Origin of the sequence: Glaciecola nitratireducens FR1064 (assembly GCF_000226565.1) — a bacterium.
GTDB lineage: Bacteria > Pseudomonadota > Gammaproteobacteria > Enterobacterales > Alteromonadaceae > Glaciecola > Glaciecola nitratireducens.
This window is the reverse complement of record NC_016041.1, coordinates 2,766,393-2,787,881: the sequence shown is the minus strand read 5'-3', so window position 1 is coordinate 2,787,881 and position 21,489 is coordinate 2,766,393. Positions and strand designations below refer to the sequence as shown.

Annotated in this window: 17 protein-coding genes; 9 read left to right on the top strand and 8 right to left on the bottom strand. The window is 43.0% G+C overall.

Annotation, left to right across the window (positions count from 1 at the left end):
- Positions 1-114: 114 nt before the first annotated feature.
- Complete coding sequence (locus GNIT_RS12030) at positions 115-1,014, top strand: PEP-CTERM sorting domain-containing protein (protein ID WP_014109497.1); 900 nt, start codon at positions 115-117, stop codon at positions 1,012-1,014.
- 79 nt (positions 1,015-1,093) lie between these two features.
- On the opposite strand, the gene GNIT_RS12025 is transcribed toward GNIT_RS12030, so the two are convergent.
- Both GNIT_RS12025 and GNIT_RS12020 read right to left on the bottom strand, forming a co-directional pair.
- Positions 1,094-1,942, bottom strand: coding sequence for a PEP-CTERM/exosortase system-associated acyltransferase (locus GNIT_RS12025; RefSeq protein WP_083822448.1), 849 nt, complete (start codon positions 1,940-1,942; stop codon positions 1,094-1,096).
- Between the two features lie 157 nt (positions 1,943-2,099).
- On the bottom strand, positions 2,100-2,858 hold the full coding sequence (locus tag GNIT_RS12020) for a YdcF family protein (protein ID WP_014109495.1): 759 nt from the start codon (positions 2,856-2,858) through the stop codon (positions 2,100-2,102).
- A 66-nt stretch (positions 2,859-2,924) separates the two neighbouring features.
- On the opposite strand from GNIT_RS12020, the gene GNIT_RS12015 reads away from it, so the two are divergent.
- The 6 genes from GNIT_RS12015 to GNIT_RS11990 all read left to right on the top strand — a co-directional run bounded on the left by GNIT_RS12015 (position 2,925) and on the right by GNIT_RS11990 (position 8,051).
- Entirely contained in the window at positions 2,925-3,737 is an 813-nt protein-coding gene (locus GNIT_RS12015) for a S1 family peptidase (RefSeq protein ID WP_014109494.1), read from the top strand.
- A gap of 133 nt (positions 3,738-3,870) precedes the next feature.
- Positions 3,871-4,884: an NAD-dependent epimerase gene (locus tag GNIT_RS12010; RefSeq protein ID WP_014109493.1), complete on the top strand. Its 1,014-nt coding sequence runs from the start codon at positions 3,871-3,873 to the stop codon at positions 4,882-4,884.
- Positions 4,885-5,084: 200 nt separating this feature from the next.
- On the top strand, positions 5,085-5,729 hold the full coding sequence (locus GNIT_RS12005; protein WP_014109492.1) for a hypothetical protein: 645 nt from the start codon (positions 5,085-5,087) through the stop codon (positions 5,727-5,729).
- Positions 5,730-5,749: 20 nt separating this feature from the next.
- Positions 5,750-6,013 (top strand): HPr-rel-A system PqqD family peptide chaperone, encoded by a 264-nt coding sequence (locus tag GNIT_RS12000; protein ID WP_158307652.1) that lies wholly within the window; start codon positions 5,750-5,752, stop codon positions 6,011-6,013.
- Between the two features lie 62 nt (positions 6,014-6,075).
- A complete protein-coding gene (locus GNIT_RS11995; RefSeq protein WP_049786935.1) occupies positions 6,076-6,939 on the top strand; it encodes an HprK-related kinase A in 864 nt (287 codons plus the stop codon).
- Complete coding sequence (locus GNIT_RS11990) at positions 6,939-8,051, top strand: nucleotidyltransferase domain-containing protein (RefSeq protein ID WP_014109489.1); 1,113 nt, start codon at positions 6,939-6,941, stop codon at positions 8,049-8,051. The genes GNIT_RS11995 and GNIT_RS11990 overlap by 1 nt, the downstream gene beginning before the upstream one ends.
- A 67-nt stretch (positions 8,052-8,118) precedes the next feature.
- Here GNIT_RS11990 and GNIT_RS11985 read toward each other — a convergent pair whose 3' ends face one another.
- The 4 genes from GNIT_RS11985 to GNIT_RS11970 all read right to left on the bottom strand — a co-directional run bounded on the left by GNIT_RS11985 (position 8,119) and on the right by GNIT_RS11970 (position 17,225).
- Entirely contained in the window at positions 8,119-10,677 is a 2,559-nt protein-coding gene (locus tag GNIT_RS11985; RefSeq protein ID WP_014109488.1) for a zinc-dependent metalloprotease, read from the bottom strand.
- A gap of 159 nt (positions 10,678-10,836) precedes the next feature.
- Positions 10,837-12,474, bottom strand: coding sequence for an FAD-binding protein (locus GNIT_RS11980; RefSeq protein ID WP_014109487.1), 1,638 nt, complete (start codon positions 12,472-12,474; stop codon positions 10,837-10,839).
- Between the two features lie 67 nt (positions 12,475-12,541).
- Positions 12,542-14,263: an ABC transporter transmembrane domain-containing protein gene (locus GNIT_RS11975; protein ID WP_238526973.1), complete on the bottom strand. Its 1,722-nt coding sequence runs from the start codon at positions 14,261-14,263 to the stop codon at positions 12,542-12,544.
- A 217-nt stretch (positions 14,264-14,480) separates the two neighbouring features.
- Positions 14,481-17,225, bottom strand: coding sequence for a choice-of-anchor B family protein (locus GNIT_RS11970; RefSeq protein ID WP_014109485.1), 2,745 nt, complete (start codon positions 17,223-17,225; stop codon positions 14,481-14,483).
- 25 nt (positions 17,226-17,250) lie between these two features.
- Here GNIT_RS11970 and GNIT_RS11965 point away from each other — a divergent pair, with 25 nt between their 5' ends.
- Positions 17,251-18,216, top strand: coding sequence for an MbnP family copper-binding protein (locus tag GNIT_RS11965; protein WP_238526893.1), 966 nt, complete (start codon positions 17,251-17,253; stop codon positions 18,214-18,216).
- Positions 18,217-18,336: 120 nt separating this feature from the next.
- Positions 18,337-19,371 (top strand): methanobactin export MATE transporter MbnM, encoded by a 1,035-nt coding sequence (locus tag GNIT_RS11960; RefSeq protein WP_041246833.1) that lies wholly within the window; start codon positions 18,337-18,339, stop codon positions 19,369-19,371.
- Between the two features lie 6 nt (positions 19,372-19,377).
- Here the strand turns inward: GNIT_RS11960 and GNIT_RS11955 are convergent, their stop codons facing one another.
- Positions 19,378-20,028, bottom strand: a complete 651-nt coding sequence (locus tag GNIT_RS11955) for a hypothetical protein (protein WP_041246832.1) — start codon at positions 20,026-20,028, stop codon at positions 19,378-19,380.
- Positions 20,029-20,166: 138 nt separating this feature from the next.
- Positions 20,167-21,468, bottom strand: coding sequence for a phosphopyruvate hydratase (gene eno, locus GNIT_RS11950; RefSeq protein WP_014109481.1), 1,302 nt, complete (start codon positions 21,466-21,468; stop codon positions 20,167-20,169).
- Between the last annotated feature and the right edge of the window lie 21 nt (positions 21,469-21,489).

Here is a 21,489-nt window from a genome sequence, read left to right as displayed (position 1 = left end):
TTACAGCGAAATTAATTTGAAAAAAAATAGCCATTAAAAACAGCGGCTTAATAATTGGCATGAAGTGTGCTTAGACTAAATAGAGAAAGTTAATTTTAACCAAAGGATAATGAAATGAAAAAACTAGCATTGGCAGCAACTCTTGCATTAGCTTGTTCGTCGGCGAATGCAGGTGTTGTATCTGCTGCGGGTGGCGTTTATTGGGATGCACTTGCAGGTCAGCCTAACTTTGAATCGACAGTAGATTATACACAGTGGTGGACGACCACTAATACAGCAACTGGCCAAGACACTGGTGCAGGTGTTAACTCAGCGGTAGACGCAAATGCGGTTACTCCATCAATGACGAATTTGACCAGTTTACTCGGTGACAGGCCAGAGCTTGTAGGTATTGGCGAGTTCTTGATGAACACAGGAAACGGTGGTAACCCAAGCTGTTCAGGCTGTGAGTTGACGTTCAGTTTCGGTGGTATTTTTCTTGAAGATATCACAATGGAAGACACGGTCTTTGGTCCACGTTTAACGCCACAAATTAATGCTGACGCAGCTTGGTTAAATATATATTTAGATTATGACAATGCTGGTGAGTTTGATGTCTCTGCTGCGGCTACTGCGAATGCGGCTACAATCGCTACAGAGGTAGGGCAGGCGACTAACGGTACATTGTGGTTGTCTACAATGCTTGAAGAGTTTAGTTATACTCCAGATTTCGGGGCACTATTTTATGACCAAGCATTAGCTGCGGGTAGTAGCCAATTCCTTGTTGATGTTACCGGTGGAATCGCTCAGAACAATTTCCTGCCTTTTTTCAATTTGATGTATGAAGCAAATACTCGAGGATTGAGTTCAAGCTTTAGTGAAGGAAATGATCCGACGTTTTCTACCCAAAAACTATATGCATTAACTGGTGACGGAACAGTCCAAGCTGCAACAATTTCAGCTCCAAGCACATTAGCATTCATGGGCTTAGGTCTATTCGGCTTAGCTTTCGCAGCTCGCCGTCGTAACAAGTAATACTTCTTACATATTAAAAACCCGCTCATTTGAGCGGGTTTTTTTATGTCTTATTTTAACCTAAATGATAAAGAACAAATTAAAGTTCTATCTTCTGCCCATCAATATGCTCTTGAATGTTCTCTAACATAACCTTAAAGCCCTTGCTCAGATTAGAATAAAGTAAATCCGCATTGATATAGTAAGGAGCACGCTTGCCGTGGTAGTCAACAACAGGGCCTATTTGTTTAAATTTAATACCCACATAGCCCATGCTTTTTGCTAGTCTCGGCTCCATCATAACGAACGCGTGTTTTTTATCTAGTTTTAGCGCTAAGGCCGCTGCAGAGAAATAAAGCCCCACAGCAATAAAGGGAAAGCACCGCAATTCAGTTTCTGAATAAATAAATTTATTTATATTTCCAGTGGCTGCACCAATAAAATGATCTGCTTTTCTACGTCTAAAAGCGGCTGGTACTGCTAATCGTGAAATCTCGCATATTTCCGCTCTTTTGAAGTTGGTAGGCGAGAAGTTATCGTCTGTAATGGTATTCATGCAGTACTTTTCGATCGGCAGTAGCTCTCCCTCTTTCATAGGGCTAACTACTCTGACTGTGCCTGCAAATGCCTCTGAATGCACATGCTGAATAAGGCAGTATTCAGAAAACGCATCAAACTCGTCTATTTCCTGCTTGTCATCTTTAATGGGTTCAAAATTAAGTTCTTCGCAATAAACATTGTGTCTAAGTCCGTAAACGCATTGTTTTTTGTGGTGGGAGTTGGCAATCACAGGCGCTAGAAACTGAGAAAAGTGATAGCTTATTTCGTGTGCTTCCTTTAATTTTTGGTAAGAGCCCCAACTTTTCTTGATGAACGCCACAAGCTTGTTAGACCGTCTTTTTGTCACAGCGTTAGGAAAAAGTCGTTGTTGTATTGAATGGATGCTCATAAATTGCCGTCCCGTCTTATATGATATCTATACTACGGTAAACGCGATTTGTAGACTGTATGGAGATTAATACAATAGATGTATTTACATACTTTTTTTGCTGTTTAAGTAGCAGTGTGCACCTATAAAGGAGTCTTAAGTCATTGAAAAATTTTTACTATTCATTAAACCAAAGCTCAATGTTTGCAAAATAAGCGTAAAAAGCTCTGCTACTTTTTTCTATGCTTCCTAGTTGAGGTAGGCCGAAACTTATTGGCGTGTCGTTTACGTTTAGATGAGCAACTGGAATAAATACGTATTCAAATGTGGTTTGATTATCGAGCAGCGTGGATAGCCGCATTCCGTGACTTGCAGACGATACTACGGCGAGTTTGGTGAACGTTACTGTTGACTGCAGTGCATTGAGTTCTTCAGATGTCCGAGTGCCTTTTGGTATCGTAAGAATATCGCTCTGTTCAACGCCTAATGATACTAAAAAGGTCTTGGCTCGCTCTGCATAGTCGAAGTCACTTTGTTCACTAAAATCTCCGCCAGTTAGCACAATAGTAGTTGGTTTAACCTTATACATCATATAGGCATGCACTAATCTTTTAAGCGCGCAGTCGTTCCAGCGGCTAACATCGGGAAGGGCTTGATTATTGTAGTGACTGCAAGCTAACACCCAAATAGCGTCAGCTGATTGCCACTGCTTGTCATTCGCTTTAATAACTGGAAATTTGTTTTCTATCGGTTGCATCAACATGTAGCTGAAAAAAGGCTGAGAGCAAAGGTACAGCCATAACACAGCCATCAATGAAACGACCTTAATGGTTTTATTTGAATGCGTAAACTTGAATGACACAGCATACATAACCAGCACTATTAATAGCGTTTGATTAATAGGAGAGGTTAGTAAATGGGCAAATTCTCTAAGCACAGGCAATCTTTGATTTGGATAAGTTAGCTAATTTAGTTATGCTAACTTACAACGTCATTGAAGAGAATGGAAATGCTAAATAATAAATGGATAAAAGCCCGCTCGCACATAGGGGTGATAGTAACTTCGACACTAGTCTTCTTGATGGTTTCTTTGAATGCTTCGGCATTGCAGCAAAGTACATTAGTTGACTCAATCAAACAAATTAAACCTTCTGTAGTTGGGATTGCTATGTATGCTCCCATTCAGTCTAGATCACCTCAGCTGTTAGGCACGGGTTTTGTGGTGGGTAATGGCAAGTATGTAGTGACCAATTACCATGTGGTAGCAAAGGAGCTAGATCCGAGCATAGTGCAGAACTATGTTGCATTAAGCGGTAGCGGTCCATCTCCTAAAATCCATACAATGGAAGTGTTAGCAATTGATCCCGTTCATGATATCGCCATACTCTCAATTAACGACACGCTGCCTGCAGTAAAAATTGCTAGCGATGAGCTAGTAGATGAGGGAACGTCAATATTTTTTACAGGTTTTCCAATAGGGGCAATACTCGGACTTTACCCCGCAACTCACCAAGGTATTGTTGCAGCCATTGCACCTGACATAAACCCTGCGAGAAATGCCGACCAATTAACGGTTCAAATGTTAAAGCGATTGAAAACACCTTTCTTTATCTATCAGTTGGACGCGACTGCATATCCTGGAAATAGCGGCAGCCCTGTTTTCAATAGCAGTACGAATGAAGTTATTGCGGTCATCAATAAAGTATTTGTGTCAGAAGGTAAAGAAGCTGCATTAACCAACCCAAGTGGTATTAGTTATGCTATTCCAGTGCGAGAGCTTAGGAAGTTAGCAGAGACGATTGACATAAAATTATAGTTCTTAATATCAGCGCTTTAACTGAAAAATGGTATTGCCTAAGTGCTGTTTTATCATTTACAGTCAAGTTAACACTATAATTACGTTGGACTGCTAGATACAATACTCACAAGCAAATTATGGGAAGAAAATATTGAAAGTTCTAGTAACAGGCGCTGCTGGTTTCATAGGTGCTCACACATGTCGACAATTGCTCGATATGGACGTGGATATTATTGGTATAGACAATATCAATGACTATTACGATACAGCGCTTAAAGACGCACGTTTAGATTGGATTGCAGAGCATGAAAACGCGGCTCGCTTTCGATTTATTAAAATGGATATTGCACATCGAGAGCCGATGGAAGCCTTGTTTAAAGAGCATAAATTCGCTCGCGTTATTCATTTAGCGGCCCAAGCTGGCGTTCGATTCTCGATTGAAAACCCGCACGCATACATCGATGCGAATATTGTTGGTTTTATGAATATACTCGAAGGTTGCCGCCATAATCAGGTTGAGCATTTAGTATATGCGTCATCTAGCTCAGTTTATGGTGCCAATGAAGCGATGCCGTTCAGTGTTGATGACAATGTTGATCACCCCGTTTCCTTGTATGCGGCAAGTAAAAAAGCAAATGAATTGATGGCTCATACCTATAGCCACCTGTATAATTTACCGACAACGGGTTTGCGCTTCTTCACGGTTTATGGGCCTTGGGGACGCCCAGACATGGCACCGTTCAAGTTTACGAAAGCGATAAGTGCAGGCCAACCCATTGATGTTTATAACTATGGTAATCATCGCCGTGATTTTACGTATATTGACGACATTGTATCAGGCGTTATTAAAACCATGATGCATGTTGCAAAACCTAATCTGCACTGGGATGCTAAGTCGCCCTCTCCAAGCTCAAGTAAAGGACCATGGCGAGTGTATAATATTGGTGCACAAACGCCAGTGCATTTACTTACGTTTATCGAGACAATCGAAAAAGCCCTTGGTAAAACAGCTGAAAAGAATCTGTTGCCAATGCAGCCGGGAGACGTGCCCGACACTTATGCTGATGTAGAAGCCTTGGTGAAAGACGTGGGATATCGTCCGAACACCACTTTAGATGAAGGTATTGAGAAGTTCGTAAAGTGGTATCAAGCATATTACCGGTAACACTTACCTTGTATTTCATTAAACCGGTTAAGCTGTCGCGCTTACCCAAAATGCGACTTGAATTTTGAAGTGTGTTGACAGCTTTTGCTATGGCTTTTTAGGCATGGAAATTGCTTATATCTCGCATATAGGCTGTTATAAAGCATGATTGTAAATTATACTGACACTCGCGCTGGATATTTTTTAGAGGAATGATGAAAATGGTACACAAAAATGACACATCGGCGTCAAAGGACAATGAAGTGAAAAGTGATGATAGTGTGAAAACTGCTGGTCGTCGCGGTTTTTTCAAGAAAGCAGTCGCAGGGTCAGCATTGATTGCTACTGTATCAAGTCGTCCCGTTTGGGCCGGCCAATGTTCACTCTCTGGAAATTTATCAAATAATACATCTAGCCAAGGCATGACAGGTCCTTGTTTACTGCTTGGTTACAGTGGAGGCGCGTGGAGTAATGGCCATGCGATGAATAATGGGTTTTGGGCTCTAATTCCCGCAATTACGAAAGATACCAAGCTTTCAGACCTTTATTCCGGTTCCTTAGGTATGTATTATAGCAATTTGAGCGGGACCGTTGGTGACGCTATAAACGACAAGAAAAATGGTTATAGCAAGGCTAACACAGGTGTTACAAATAGAGAGAGTGGTTTGTTAAAGCAACGCACAGTGGCAATATTGAACCTGCAATTATGGGAGGCTGCTAAAAAAGACTTTTTATTCGGAGGGAATAATCAGCTTAGCCCTCAGTTCAATGGTCTGCACGCTAACTTTTATTTTGACACAACGATCAGTGAAATAATGACACAAACGCAAAGTTGGTTAGAAGACGCTAATAGAGATAAATTTTAACTTGGTATTTAATAACCTTGTTGAGTATTGAGCAAGACATTTCGATAAGCACATTTAAAGAGGGCCTAGCCCTCTTTAATAGTTTTAGCGGAGATACACACTTTTTAGAATTTCCTTATGAATTAGTACTAAGCCTACTGAAGGTTGCCCCGCAAAAAAAGCAGGATCTTTTCACAGTCTTTTGTGAACAATTCAACGAACAAACAGATGAACTTGAAGAACAGTTTGAACAATTTATATCAGAAGCATTAAACTCTGGTATCATCGTTGAAAAAGACATTTAACATCGATTGCGTCTCAGATATAACATTTCTGCTATTGCACTTCAGGTAACGTATTCAACGCTATGTTCACTAAATTAAACCTCCCAATTGGCCCGTTTTCTTTTACCATCAATACCGATCATCAACGGGTTATAGATAACGTACGGACTATGTATTGCGACTACCCTAGCGTTAATAAACACGACTTTGTAGATTTTGATATCACTATAACCACTCGTTCAAAGCTTCGCCGTTTCATTAAACCTCAGGTAGACTTTTTCTTAGATGAATTTGCGCCCTTCAAACCTCTACCTAAAGATAATGCATTCGCCATGCTCGAATGGGGCATGAATTGGTGTGTTGCAACGAAGGCACATCAGTTTTTATTATTACATGCCGGAACAATTGAAAAAAATGGTCACGTCATTGTTATGCCTGCCGCACCAGGCTCTGGCAAAAGCACGCTGACCGCGGCACTCGTATACAATGGTTGGCGTTTGTTTTCGGACGAATTAGGGCTTATTTCTTTGCTGAATGAGCTTGTTTATCCTTGCACTAGACCAATTAACTTAAAAAATAACTCCATTGATGTTATTAAGAATTATGTCGAGGGTTCTGTATTTAGCACAATTGCCAAAGATACTCATAAAGGAACGGTTTCATTACTAAAACCGCCAAAAGACAGTGTAGATAGAATGTCTGAGCCAGCGAAATTACATAGCTTTGTGTTTCCAAAGTATGTTGCCAATAGCAAAGCTACGTTACGTCCGATTGACAAATTGGCTGCATTTCAAATTATCATAGACCAGAGTTTTAATTACCATATTCTTGGTGTCGAAGCTTTCGAACTCATATCAAGACTGCTAAATAAAGTACAATGCTATGAATTTGAATACAGCGATTTTGACGAAGCCAATCACGTTTTCTCCGAGCTGGTGGATTTATAATGTCGATACTCATATCTCTGCTCTCAACTCCAGATAAGCTTAAAACCCTGAGCGATGCGCAATGGCAACAAGTTCTAAAAGAGGCTAACGCTAGCCAGCTAGTAGGCCGCTTAAAATATTTATGCGATGTTGAAAGTGTGACGCCATCAGCTCGAGTCATTTGGCACCTAGACTCTGCATATAAAATTGCTCAAAAACAACGAAAGCAAGCAGAAAGAGAGTTTTACGAGTTAGCTAAAGCCTTGCATGGCCTAAATACCAGTACTATTTTTTTGAAAGGTGCTGCATATATTACTAAAAACTTACCTTGCTCTAATGGCAGAACGTTTTCCGATATCGATATACTGGTTAAAAAATTCGATCTACAAAAAATAGAACAAACCTTAAAGTTTTCGAATTGGATACAAACCAAAATAGAGGATTATGATGAGGAATATTATCGAACGTGGATGCATGAAATACCCCCACTGACTCATGTACACAGGGGCACGGTACTAGATGTGCATCACAATATACTTCCTCCGACAAATGCTGATAGTCCAGAGGCCTCAAAATTTCATACAGAAATTGTCACGGTAGAGCACGTTGGCAGCGTGAATACCCTAAGTGATATCGACTTACTGATACACACAGCCGTACATTTGTTTACGGAAAGTGAGTTTCATCACGGGTTACGAGACATGTCTGACATACATTTGTTATTGCAGCATTTTCAGCAAGAATATAATGCGAACGAAAAGAAGCATTTCCTTGCTAAGTTAGTAGCCAGATCCAATGAGCTTGGACTATACAATTATGTAAGACTGGCATTGCGTTATTCATATCTTCTTTTTAACACTAACCTAGATAATTTTGACACTGAAAGTTTACGATGCAATTCAAAACTGATGGGGGCTGTTCAAGATTTTTGTTTTATCAGTGTATTCCAACCTAATCATAGCTCTTGTCGCGACTGGAAGACGCCTGTAGCGCAGTTCATTTTATATTGGCGAGGACATCTATTGAGGATGCCATTGAGGCTACTCATTCCGCATTTAATTAAAAAAAGTTGGATGCGTTTAAAAGAGTTTTTCACGCAAGATAAAGTAGAAAGTGAGAATATGATCCCGTAGGGCTTTGTTGCATACCTTCTGATTGGTGCAGCACGAGGCGCCTGTTGCGCCCCGTGCTGATTTAGAATTACCCCTTATAAAAAACCCGCTCAATCCTATCCTTCAAAAACGCTTTATGAATTTTAGTCGCCTGATCACCGCGCGACCTCTCAACCATATCTGCAATTCGACCAAGCTCATACATAGCAGATGCTTGCGCGAAGTTGTCATAACCGCTGTCTTTCTCTAAGCCCGACATTTTGATTAAACGGTCTACGTATTCAACCTGCAAGTTACGACGATACGAATTTACATCGCCCTTGATATCAGCCTTAAACATAGCGTCCGTTAATCGGCTCATCATTTTCTCAGCGGTAAAAGTATTGCCGTAAAGTGTTGTGTCAGTAAGGCGAATTAACACATTTGGATGCGTAACATGATCAAGTACGTTCTTTTGTGCACCTAGCAGCATGTCGTGCAGGCGAGGTGACTCATCGCGTCCCCAACCACTGAAACCACGACGCTGACGCTGGATGAACGCAAACAAAGGTGACATTTCATCAATGGCATCAGGTGCGAATACAAAGTTCATTAGCGTATTCATCGCTTTTTGTTGCTCGTCTTCAGGCACCGGTGTTAGCGGCTGCGTGTAACCAGGCTGGCCCACAAACGCACGGTTCAAATAAACACCACCGATGTAGCGTGAAACAACAGAAGCTTGGCGTGCAAATTCACCAAACAGAACGTTAACGCCAACAGTGAGATCGTTGTGAGAACGACCGTCTACTAGCGTCTTGTCTTTTAGCTTGCCAGCCATATGCTTGATAAGTTCAAAACGGTCTTGCGCATAATCAACGGCTTCACCCGACATATCAAAAATATTGATGCGAGGGTCAACGTGACGGCCAACAGAGCGCATATCGTCGGCATCGTTACCAAAGGCTAGTTCTGGCTCGGCAGAGCGGCTTAAAATAGCTGTTAGGCGCTTTTCTTCCTGCTCTGGATCGGCAAGTGCTTCTGAGTAACCATATAAAATTGCCCAGTCATCATAAGGACCCGGTTTTTCTGTGTAGAAGTCACCTTGTTCTTTGCCAACGGGTGCATAGTTAACCGATGGATAGTCCATCACTGAGCCAGCAAGAATGCCTTTGGTAATTGAATCATCGTGGGCTTCCTCATGACCGTGCAGTTGCGATGCCATCATGTTGTGGTTCAAGCCTAAGGTGTGGCCTACTTCGTGAAGAATGAGGTATGCCATAGATTGGCGCAGTAGCTTTTCTTCTTCAATTTTGCCCATGCCGTCAGCCATTCCTGCATACTGACCGAACATCATACCGAGGTTGAGTTCATGGCCGAGAGAGCAGTTCATGCGCTCGTCACCCTGTAAGCTATTGCTTAACGAAGCATAGCCGTCGGTGAACATTTCACCGGCAATCCAGCGGCCTTTCATAAAGCTGTATTCCAACATGATGTCAGAACCAATAATCTGCCCTGTTAATGGGTGCGATATGCTGGGTCCATAACCGCCAAAAGGAGGGCGAGGTGAAGAGGTCCAACGTAATACGTTGTAGCGAACATCGTCTGAGCTCCAGGTTGCATCGTCAGGCTGAACCTTTACTTCGATTGCGTTGCTAATGCCGGCTTTTTCGAAAGCGCTGTTCCACGCCAGAGTCGCGTTTTTGATTGTGTCACGCCATTCAAGCGGAGTCGTGTTTTCAATCCACCAAGTGATTGGTTTCACTGGGTCAGAAACTTCAGCGCCTGGGTTTTTCTTTTGTAGATCCCAGCGATTGATCACGTCGCGGTAGTTTGCTGTTTGGTCAGACGTTAAGTCGTCAAACTGCTGTGAAAAGTAGCCTATTCTGGCATCGTCACGGCGTGGCTTGAAGTTGTTTTCAGGCGCTTTAATAAAGGCGTGCTGAATGTGTAGCGTTGTGTAACGCGGGTCAGAAACTTCATCACCACCGTCAACTTTAGGCGTGCTGTTTTCGTAAACGTAGCGAACCACAACGTGGGTGTTTTCCGGGAAGTTTTTGATTTCGCTGATGCTGGTTTTGTCTTTTGACAATTTGCCCGGCTTAAAGCGGCGTTTTTCCGCTTCTGGATTGTCCGACGGCGTTGGCGATACTTTGTGTAAGTCTTCATTAGCGAATAAATCGCTTAAAGAGATCGCGATTTTACCGTCTTCTTCGTGCTCTATTTTTGTTGAAACCAAAACAGCTTCACTAATATTCGCATCAGATGCTTTGCTGACCGCATTTTCTGGGTCAAAGTAAAATCTAGGCGTAGTTGAAATGATTTCGATTCTGTCGTAATTACGACGAAACTCAATTAAGCGAGAGCCTCTAAATTGGCCTCTAAAAGTGCCAGCAGCAACAGCGCCATCAACAGTGGACACAAAATAGAGGAAGGGCTTGTTTAACTGTGACTCATCAAAAACGACTAAACCACTGCCATCCTCTTTGTCGCGATAGATGTTGACGAAACCGTCAAAAGCGTCTTTTTTCTCTAGTATTTGAGTAAGTGTTTCTTTATCTTTTTCATCATCTTTTTTTGCGTCATCTTTTTTATCTTCAGCAAAGGCGGTAAAAACCAGTGAAGAGAAAAAAACGGCAAGCAAAGATTTACGTGTAAGGTTTACAAACATAATGCTTTCCAATGCGAGTTATATGTTGCCTTTCTGTCGAAGGCGCGAGTGCTTCGTTGAAGCAAGTTCAGCATATTACTACTTTCGGATGCTTAATTTAGTTTGCTTTGAATGAAAATTGTTGCTTAATTGTTACAAGATTTTTCAAAAGCTCTTAACTTACTTGCCGTAACGGCCAGGTTGCAAGATACGATTAGGGTCGGTATGCGTATACATGCCTTGCATTAACCGCTGAGCTGAAACTGTGTCCGTGAACAATAATTGTTGTTGCTCAATATTAAGGCGATAGGGCACATATCCTCTGGCTAAGCCTTTTTCGACTAATTCGGCTAAACATCGTTGCGCTAAATCAGTTTGCTTAGCGTCACTTTTGTTGAAGAGAATGGGAACCGTACTGTCGATTAAATCATGTTTTAGGTTAGTGAACGTGATCATTGAGTCAATACCGTATCGTCGGCAAATATCCCTCACGTGTGCAACATATTCAATCAACTTGTTTTTATTCATTGGGATTAATGGTGCATACCAGAGAAGACCGCAGTCGTCTTTGGCTGGATCAAGGCTTTCGCTATCTTCGGGGCGTGTTAGCTTGTTTCGCCAATAAGCTAAGGTAAGCGCTATGGTATTGGGTTTGCCTTGCATTATTTCGACGCCGCTTGCCAATGAGTCCAATTGTTTATGCACGGAGGGAAATACGAATTTAGGTAACTTATTAAAAACCGTTTTACCGGTCTTAACCAAAAGGTCATTTGAGAATATGACTTTGGTGGCATGCAGCTTGGCTAGCAGTTTAACTTTCTTTTTGACGGCTTTGACTATATCGGTATCACCATAAATTGTGCCCACCACGGTCCAAGCGGGAATACTTTTCTTGTTCGAAATTTGTGAAATCTGCTTTGGGCTCAAGAGAGATGATGTGATCAAATTTGGATTTTTGGACAACATTGAGATTAGTCGACGTTTGTCCATTAAATTGATGGAGCCAACTATGCCGTCATAGCGTTCTAATGTTTCTCTAATAAAATCATAGGCGTGAGTAATATCTTCGTCGTTTTGATAGTTAATATAAAACGAATCGAAAGATTCCGTTATCCGCTTAACGCGAATGGTCACTTCATAAACGACCCCCAAGCCAGACTGCGTGAATAATCCATCTAAATAAGGACCAACATTCCATTTGTAGGACGTGTTTACGCCAAATTCATCTGCATTGGCCTTAGCAAGTAACTCTGACAGCGGCGATAAATAATGCTCTCCATTAGGAAGATAAGCTTTGAGATCGTTCAAAGCGCCAAAGTGGTCTTGATGCGGAGTGATCCCATAACCTCGTTCTAGGGCATTGCCTAAAATAGATACACTCGGGCCTGCGCCCGTAACGGGTACCATAAACGGAAGGTTGTTGTCTGCAAAAAAATCGGCTAATGAACCTTGAGTCACACCCGGTTCAACCGCGATATGGCCGAGTTCAGCGTTCACCACGGTAATTTTTGTTAAGGCTGATAAATCGAGGATGACTGCTTTATTACTTTGGTTAGGCAGTGACGTTCCGTAACCCCAGTTGTTGCCAGTTGAAATGGGATATAGCGTAAGGCGCTCGGAGTCTTGAAGCTGATTTACTGCGGCGAATACAAGTGGAATATCTTCGCTGCGTTTGATTTTTATGGCGCCAAAAATAGTCCGCTCTAAACCCTCGGTGCCTTTTAAATAAAGCTCGCTCGCCTCTGCACTATTTATAACAACAGACGTGAAGTCATCTTGCGATACCAAATTGGCTAATAGTTTCGTTATATCAGACAAAGGCTTTGTCCTCATTTTTTAATAGAAGTAAATAATGCAACTTTGTACATATAATGTCACGTGTAAACTAGCTCAACTGCAACTCAACAAATTCCTTATAAACCGGACTCGCTGCCATCAACTCGGCATGCTTACCCTGCGCGAGCACTCTGCCTTTCTCCAGCACAATAATATTGTCAGCATTAATCACGGTTGATAAACGATGCGCAATAATTAAGGTGGTGGTTTTGGTCATTAGCGAATCCAAGGCTTGTTTGACGTATTTTTCACTGGTGGCATCTAATGCACTGGTTGCTTCGTCTAATAACAGAATAGGGCGTTTGGCCAAAATCGCTCGTGCTATTGCAATACGTTGCTTTTGACCGCCAGACAGCTTCACGCCGCGCTCGCCTAGCTGCGTTTCATAACCGTCCACAAAATCTAATATAAACTCATGCGCAAAGGCAAGTTTAGCTGCTTCAACCACGTCTTCTTTACTTGCGGCTGGATTGGATAAGCGAATGTTGTCTAAAACGGTCGTTGCGAATATGACGGCATCTTGTGGAACTAATGCAAATTGGCGGCGAATATCATGTGTGCTTATGCTTTTTTGTGCGGTATCACCAATTAAAATATCGCCGTAATCAATGTCGTAAAAGCGCATCAGCAAATCAAACAATGTTGATTTACCTGCGCCGCTGTGTCCCACAATGGCCACTTTTTGGCCGGGCATCACCTTGAAAGATACTTCATGGATGATTTCTTTATCCGGCACGCTCGGATAGCTAAAACCTACATTATGCAGCGTTAATATGGGCTTGTTAGCCTCAACTAAGGCCTGTTCATTAATTCTAAAACCTTTGATATTGACGTTTACTGCTGGTTTTTCAAAGACCTCATCTGCTTGTGTGCTGAGGTTTGACGCCGACGAGTCAATGGGTATATCAGATACGGTGTTCATCAACTCGACAATGCGTTCGCTTGCGCCAGCCGCTTTCTGTAGATCACCAATCACCTCGCTAATGGTGGCTATAGCGCCGCCTGCTAGCACAGCATAAAAAACGAAGGCAGTAAGTTCACCCGCTGTAATAGCGCCGGAAATAACGTCAATGGCACCAATCCAGCCCACAATGAATATTGAGCTTAGGCTGATAAACATGATCATCGCAATAAGAAGGGCGCGATAGTGGATGCGTTTTGACGCGCTTTGCATAATTTGTTCTGCGCTGGCATCAAAGTCATTAACGCTTTGGCGTTCGTGATTGTAGGACTGCAAGGTGTGTATTTCATGTAGGCTTTCGTCAATTAAGGTACCCATATTAGCCACGTCATCCTGACTGATTTTGGCAAAATGACGCACTTTTTTACCCAATAATTTTATCGGGAGTAAAATGACGGGCACGGCAATGAACACATAAACGGTGAGCGTGGTGCTGGTGATCGCCATTAAGATAAGCGCACCAATAAACATAACAAGTGAGCGCAGTGCCATTGAAACGCCAGTACCAACTACGGATTGCAATAGCGTGGTGTCGCTGGTGAATCGGGAAATAACTTCACCCGTGCGAGATTCTGCATAAAAGCTAGGCGACAGGGTGACTAAATGCGAAAACAAGGCTTTGCGGATATCGGCGCATACTCTCTCTCCAAGCCAAACCATTAGATAAAACCGGCAATAGGTTGCGATGCTGCCAATAAATGCGATAACTAATACCAGAACAAGTGAACTGAGCAACATAGATTCATCACCCGCAACGAAGCCTTGGTCAACCACCATCTTGATGCCTTGCCCTAAAATCAACCACGACATTGCGCCAACAACGAGGGCGATTAAAGCAAAAACAACTTTGCTGCTATAGGGGCGTAAATGTGAGAATAGCCATGAAAGTATTGAAGTGCTGCTGTTCAATGAAGTGCCTTTTGAGATTAGTTGGATTATATGGTGCTACGTGCGCGTTGAATGCAATAGCACAGGATATACTATAGAAAGCAAAAGGGCTCACTAAATCAGTAAACCCTTTTCTTATTCAGCGCGAATGCCGCGCTGCTTTTACTCTTCTAAATAAGGTTAGCAGCAGCAAAATATTCATCAACCAAATGGCACCGCCACCACCTGAACTCAAATTGCTAGGAGGCGCAGAAACTGGGGCTGCGGCGACAATGACTGTCACACTCATGGAAGTGGCGACGCCGAAGTCATCCGTTGCGGTAAAAGTGAATTCTAAGGTGCCCGCGGTATTGGGTGCGGTAAAACCGGCAGACAAACTGTCGGCATTTGACAAGTTAACTGTTGGCCCAGAAGCTTGTTCCCAGGCAAACGTCATGCTTTCACCCTCAGGATCGCTTGCCGAGGCTGTCAAAGTAGCCGATTGACGGGTATTCACATTCAAACTTGTTTCAGTATTGATGGCGGGTGCAAGGTTTGATTCGTCGTCTCGTATCGTGACGGTTACTCTTGGTGAACCTGAAATTGCGACATTTTGAGGGTTATCAAGAACGATGGCGAAGCTTTCGTTATCTTCACTCAAATCGTCGTTAACGATGCTAATGTCAATATTTTTTACACCCAATTCACCTGCGGCCCATGCCAATGAATTAGCGGATAAGCTGACATCGGCGCCATCTTCTGCTGAGTCATTTTCAATGCGCACACTAACGGTAGCTGCTTGGTCAGAACCACCTAACCTCGTGACGCTTAAACTTAGCGTTCCGTCAGTTTCTTTTACAGTTACGTTGTCATCATCTAAGACAATAGACGAGGCCAGTCCGCTTAAGCTTTGGATATCAATTTTAGCGATGTTTGGCAGGCCTAACTCTGCATTGTCTGATGCATTTTCTAGGCGAATAAACATGGTCTCAACACCTTCGTCGATATTGTCATTAGAGGCTTCAATGCTAATGACTTTTGCATCGGTGTCGTCCACACTCCACGTTAGCGTGCCGCTCTCGGGAGCAAAAAAGTCACTTACACTGACAGCGCCGCGCATGATTTTATAGTCGACTGATATTGCGCTTGTGCCTGAACGTTCAACGATGATGTCGACTGTGTTGCCCTCGGTGACAGCATAGGCTTTTGTTGAAAATTGAATATCATCCTTTGCGGCGCTTTGCGTCTCGTCTTTTAAAATATACAAGCCGCCTTGAATATCACTCGCTAAAATAATGCCGGAAGGTAGGTAAGGATAAACACCCCAAACACCATTAAAGCCCGCGTTATTAGACGAAGGAAAAGTGTCAAAGAAGCCTATTTCTGTCGGCGCCAATGGATCTGACAGATCGAGTATTGTTACGCCGCGCTCATAGTTTGACATATAATATTTATTGCCACGAACGAAACCGTTGTGGTCGATTGCTCGCGTTGGTCCGCGCCACGTGGAAACAAGAGTAGGGTCGTTTAGGTCAGAAATGTCAAACACATGAACGGTTGTGTTCAAGCCTCGGTTACTTTCGTCGAGTTCATCATGCAAAATCACATATTGTCTGTCTTCAGTCCACCAACCTGAATGCGTGTATTCTGCATCTGGATATGACACAGCTGATAACTCTACCGCATTTTTAACGTTTGAATGGTCCCACAGTCGCAAAGTTTGTTCATTGAAATCGAGCATGAGCGTGCAGCCAGCGGAAGAGGCGTTAACACAGTCACGGTCGGCGCGTGCATCGTTGATCAACAGTGATGATGCATCGTGAGTGTAATCGCTGCGTGTTGCGCCTGAAAGCGAGTAACTTGGCGCTAGCTGTTCCGGGTCGCTTAAACGGTAGCTGCGCATTGAGCCGCCTAGGTTATCAGCACCGAGAATATGCACTTGTGGAACGGCGGCGCTGTCACGTAGGTTCAAGCCATAGTCGACGTTTGAAATGTAGATGTTGTGTGCTTTTGAATCTGTAAGATCGCGCCTTACTAACACTAAACCGTCATCAGGATTGCTTAAATCCATAATAGTCAGGCCTTCTGTTGTGCTATCGGCGGTGGCATAGGCATAAGCCTCCCACTTATTGGTATCGCTATTGAAGTATTGATATACCTTCATATCGCGCCACGTTGTATTTTGACCTGAAATTGCGTTAATAATTACGGGGTTTGTTGGATCAGATACGTCGACTAGTGCAACTCCTCGTCTGAGCCCTAACAGTGCGTATTCTTTCATGGTGTTGAGGTCGACATGGCCCCAAATGTCGTTAGCACCTGTGCTGTTGGTAGGGAAGTCGCTGATAGGGAGGTGCGATAAAAGAGAAATATTATTACAAGCAAATCTACCTGCTGTGCCATTCACACAAGCCGTTTCTGCTTGTGATTCGTACATGGCTTTAACGGCATCGAGACTCTTATCTAAATCAAGCGCATTTTCGGCAGTGTTGCCTTTCTTGTCAGCAATAACATCAAAACCTTTTTCATAGAGCTGATTAGCATATTGTGCCGGCACGCCAATTAAGGTGGTTGGGAATGCCTGCGGGTTTTGTACTTGGTAGTTGTCTAAGGTTTGAAAGCCGCCTAGCGCAGGAACAACGTCACTGATTAGATAAAAAACGTCGGCAAACTCAGTTAATTCGTAAGTGCCCTGAGCCACTAAAACGGCGTCCCCTTTATTGGCTTGCTGCGCGGCATAACCAATGGAAGCACAGGGGCGAAATCGATTTTTACAATCACCTGTGTCAACGCCTTTTTCAGCAACGAAGCGGGCTTTATCATGCTCGGTATGAGCGTTTGCTTGCACACAAATCCCTGTGGTAATTACAAGCAATATGCGTAAACTAACGAGTATTCTTTTCATAATGATTCCGTTTATTTTGTACTCAATGACATATTTATTCGACCAGTTATTAACATCAAAAGTGTTTTCTGAACTTTCTGCTACATTCAAACAAGATCTTAATGTAAAACATTTAGTGCTTATATGCGCGTTAATTTTGAGTGCTTGTTCGCCAGCGCCAGAGTCGGCAACTGCTTCAAATGGTGCTATTAATGCGACTGAAAACGGAATAAACAGCCATGATGCAGAAAATCAAAATGAAGTTCAGATCATTTTTACGCCATACTTCCAAGAACAAGAAATTCAATGCGGGCAAGCACTCAATATTCAGAATGAGCAATGGCGCATAATAGAATTATCGATGTTTTTTAGCCAGTTTTCGCTCAACTTTTCTGAACGATTTATCCTAGACGATAACGATTGGCAAAGCCAGCAAGTTGCTTTGATTAGGCCAGCGATAGACTGCGAAGAATCAACAGCTAATACAGCGATCACTGCCAAAATTAATGGGGGCAGGGTTAATTATGATGCGAAGGCTAAAACACCAATTACGCTTTCCTTCAATGTGGGCGTTCCTTTTGCTGTTAATCACCAGAATCCGTTGATACAAGGGTCGCCATTAAATGATTCGTCCATGTTTTGGGTTTGGCGCAATGGTTATAAATTTATTCGCTGGGATATGCAAAGTGAGTCTGGCGATCCATGGTCGTTTCATTTAGGCAGCGTGGGCTGTGAGTCGGCTGCAATGGTTCGTGCTCCGCAAAAGCCGTGTGCTCAGCCTAATTTAATCCCGGTAGCAATTACGCTGCCGTTCGATTCAATACAACTGGTTGAAGCTGACGATAAGAATAGTAAGGCGCAGCGGCTGCAGATTAAGGTCAGTATTCACTTGGACGCAATACTGGGTAATATCGAGGCAACTAGAAAAAACAGCTGTATGTTCTCTGGTATTGACAGTACTACCTGCACTCAATTGCTTGAAAACTTGAAGCTGAATGCGATTTTTAAGTAATCTGTATAGGTAAGCAATCGCATGGATAATAAGAAGATGGTTGACTATAGTGAAAATCAGATTCGACGTTTAAGACCTCGCTGTCGTTTTTTTAACGTAGTCCTAATTTTAGCTATCACAATGTTAGCAACAGCTGGCTGTTCGCCGCAAAAAGCAGCTACGCCTTATAAATGGAACATTCCTGAAGGTTTTCCCGCTCCTAATGTGCCTGACGACAATCCAATGACACGAGAGAAAGTGGCCCTGGGCGAGCGTTTGTTTAACGACGTGCGACTGTCGGCAAATGCAAAGCAATCATGCGCCTCCTGTCATTTGAAAGCCTTCGCGTTCGCCGAGCCAAAAACCACGTCGGTTGGCACTACGGGCGAAGTGTTGAATCGCAATGCCATGGCGCTAGTTAACGTGGCTTACAACGGCAGTTTCACTTGGGCTCATGATGGTTTGGGCAAGGTTGAAAATCAAATTCTGATACCCTTATTTAATGAAGCGCCGGTGGAAATGGGAGTGACGGGCAATGAAAAAGCCATCCTTGCCAAATTAGACGACTATGGCCCTGAATTTGAAAGCGTTTTTGGAAACGATGATATTAACTTCGATCATATTGTTAAAGCACTTGCCGCGTTTGTTAGAAGTTTAACCTCCTTTAATTCCGACTTTGACCGCTACGCGTATTTTAATGAAGACGAGGCATTAACGCCTTCCGCAATAAGAGGCATGGACTTGTTCTTCTCTGAAAAGCTAGAGTGCTTCCACTGTCACGGTGGTTTTAATTTTACGCAATCGAGCAAGCATGCCATGCAAACCTTGGATTTAGTGTCGTTTCACAATACTGGGCTTTATAATATCGATGGAAAGGGCAGCTATGCCAATGGCGATCAGGGCCTTGCTGACATTACTTTTAACCCCAAGCATCGCGGCAAGTTCAGGGCGCCTACTTTGCGTAATATCATGCTAACCGCGCCTTATATGCATGATGGTTCGGTTGCCACAATGTCTGAGGTGATTGATATTTATGCGGCTGGTGGCAGAGGTGATGGGGTTAACAATCCGCTTAAAAGTCCTTTTGTCCAAGGCTTCGATATTACGGATGAAGAAAAACAGGATTTGTTAAACTTTTTGGAAAGTTTGACGGATTATGAATTTGTGGGGCTGTAGGAACACCTAACTAAACGTCTTCCAATTAATATTCGTCGATAACAACAACTCTCGCAAACTCAATGCTCGCGGCGTCGACTTACCCTTGGTATTCCAAGTATGTCCGCTACAAGCAGCACTGAAAATCGCTTTATTTGGCTTAATTAGTCGATGAGTAACGTGGTTTTTTGCTGTTTCAAGCGACTCGCCATTCAAAGTAAACCAACCAAATTTATTCGTGTGTAGTTTGCTTACCGGGTTAGCGAACATATCAATTGAATCAAGCTCGATGTGCTCATTGCCATAGTCATTTACGTATACGCAAACGACAGCGCCGTGATAGTGATGTTGGGTAAACCAAGTTTCTGCTTTCGCTATCGATTGCTCGTCCGCTACCAGTTTAGCTGCGGGGCATTTGTTGGCTTGCTTCGATTTCCACGTACCGTTATGGACATCAACGTCTATTGGTGTCGGTTCGTTGATCAAAAATTCGGCGGCGTTTTTAATATGATAAGTCAGGCCACTGAGTTTTCGTTTTAATAGGATAGGATCTTTAATATTGCTCGTGGCTAAGCTCAGCAACTCTCTTTCATACAACGCATTACACAGCTCAGCGACGTTCGGAAACTGCTCTGCTAGGCCAAATATGTTGGTTTGATTAGGTTGCTGGTCGTTCATCACTGACTTAATTAAATTATTATATTCACAAAACAAAGCGGCATCTTAAACCATAAAGATGCCGCTTTCATTAACTACTCTAATTTTATTGGCAAATAGCCTGTAAAACTGGCCTTATCGGCCTACCTTACCAACTGACTACTGACCTTTAATTTCAGAACGGCCGTTGTATGCTGCCGGTGTACCTTGTTCCGCTAATTCTGCTTCAATTCGCAATAACTGGTTGTACTTAGCAACGCGATCAGAACGGCATAGTGAGCCTGTTTTTATCTGACCAGCAGCTGTGCCCACAGCCAAGTCGGCAATGGTTGCATCTTCTGTTTCGCCAGAGCGGTGAGAGATAACGGCAGTAAAGCCAGCATCTTTGGCCATTTTAATTGCGTTCAATGTTTCAGTTAAAGAACCGATTTGGTTGAATTTAATCAAAATTGAGTTAGCCACACCGTTTTCAATGCCGCGAGACAATATTTTAGTGTTGGTAACGAATAAGTCGTCTCCCACTAGCTGAATTTTGTCACCCAGAATTTTAGTTTGATACGCCCAACCGTCCCAATCGCTCTCATCTAATCCGTCTTCGATAGAAAGAATAGGGTACTCAGAGGCTAAGTCTGCTAAATAGTCACTAAAGCCGTTTGAATCGAAAGATTTACCTTCGCCAGACAACACATATTGGCCATCTTTATAGAATTCAGACGCTGCACAATCAAGTGCAAGAGTCACGTCAACGCCCATCTTGTAGCCTGCTTTTTCAACAGCTTCTGAGATAACAGAAAGCGCTTCAGCGTTAGACGTTAAGTTTGGTGCGAAACCACCTTCGTCACCCACGGCTGTGTTTAAGCCTTTTGCAGACAACACTTTTTTCAAGCTATGAAAAATTTCAGCGCCGGTGCGCAATGCTTCAGCGAATGAAGGTGCGCCAACTGGCTGAACCATAAACTCTTGGATATCGACGTTATTGTCGGCGTGCTCACCACCATTGATGATGTTCATCATGGGAACGGGCATGGAGTAAACGCCTGGCGTGCCGTTTAAGTTTGCGATGTGTGCATATAAAGGCAGCTTTTGGCTGATAGCTTCTGCTTTCGCAACCGCTAGTGACACTGCTAAAATTGCGTTTGCGCCAAGCACTTCTTTGTTTTCAGTGCCGTCTAAGTCAATCATTAATTGGTCAACGCTAGCCTGAGCCGCAGCGTCTTTACCTAATAATGCAGGCGCAATTTTGTCGTTAATTGCTGCTACTGCTTTTAGTACACCTTTACCTAAATAACGAGTTTTGTCGCCGTCACGAAGTTCTAAAGCTTCTCTTGAACCGGTTGATGCGCCTGATGGTGCACAAGCACGACCCATTGCACCGCACTCCAAATAGACATCTGCTTCAACTGTTGGATTACCACGTGAATCCATAATTTCGCGACCTACAATGCGAGAAATATTCGCCATTTTTATTCCTTTTATATGTTG

What these genes read in the sequence shown, in the direction of transcription:
- GNIT_RS12030 (WP_014109497.1), top strand. Translation starts at nt 115, where the DNA reads ATGAAAAAACTAGCATTGGCAGCAACTCTTGCATTAGCTTGTTCGTCG.
- GNIT_RS12025 (WP_083822448.1), bottom strand. Translation starts at nt 1,942, where the DNA reads ATGAGCATCCATTCAATACAACAACGACTTTTTCCTAACGCTGTGACA.
- GNIT_RS12015 (WP_014109494.1), top strand. Translation starts at nt 2,925, where the DNA reads ATGGAAATGCTAAATAATAAATGGATAAAAGCCCGCTCGCACATAGGG.
- GNIT_RS12005 (WP_014109492.1), top strand. Translation starts at nt 5,085, where the DNA reads ATGGTACACAAAAATGACACATCGGCGTCAAAGGACAATGAAGTGAAA.
- GNIT_RS11995 (WP_049786935.1), top strand. Translation starts at nt 6,076, where the DNA reads ATGTTCACTAAATTAAACCTCCCAATTGGCCCGTTTTCTTTTACCATC.
- GNIT_RS11990 (WP_014109489.1), top strand. Translation starts at nt 6,939, where the DNA reads ATGTCGATACTCATATCTCTGCTCTCAACTCCAGATAAGCTTAAAACC.
- GNIT_RS11985 (WP_014109488.1), bottom strand. Translation starts at nt 10,677, where the DNA reads ATGTTTGTAAACCTTACACGTAAATCTTTGCTTGCCGTTTTTTTCTCT.
- GNIT_RS11975 (WP_238526973.1), bottom strand. Translation starts at nt 14,263, where the DNA reads ATGTCGTGGTTGATTTTAGGGCAAGGCATCAAGATGGTGGTTGACCAA.
- GNIT_RS11970 (WP_014109485.1), bottom strand. Translation starts at nt 17,225, where the DNA reads ATGAAAAGAATACTCGTTAGTTTACGCATATTGCTTGTAATTACCACA.
- GNIT_RS11965 (WP_238526893.1), top strand. Translation starts at nt 17,251, where the DNA reads ATGACATATTTATTCGACCAGTTATTAACATCAAAAGTGTTTTCTGAA.
- GNIT_RS11960 (WP_041246833.1), top strand. Translation starts at nt 18,337, where the DNA reads ATGTTAGCAACAGCTGGCTGTTCGCCGCAAAAAGCAGCTACGCCTTAT.
- GNIT_RS11955 (WP_041246832.1), bottom strand. Translation starts at nt 20,028, where the DNA reads ATGAACGACCAGCAACCTAATCAAACCAACATATTTGGCCTAGCAGAG.
- eno (WP_014109481.1), bottom strand. Translation starts at nt 21,468, where the DNA reads ATGGCGAATATTTCTCGCATTGTAGGTCGCGAAATTATGGATTCACGT.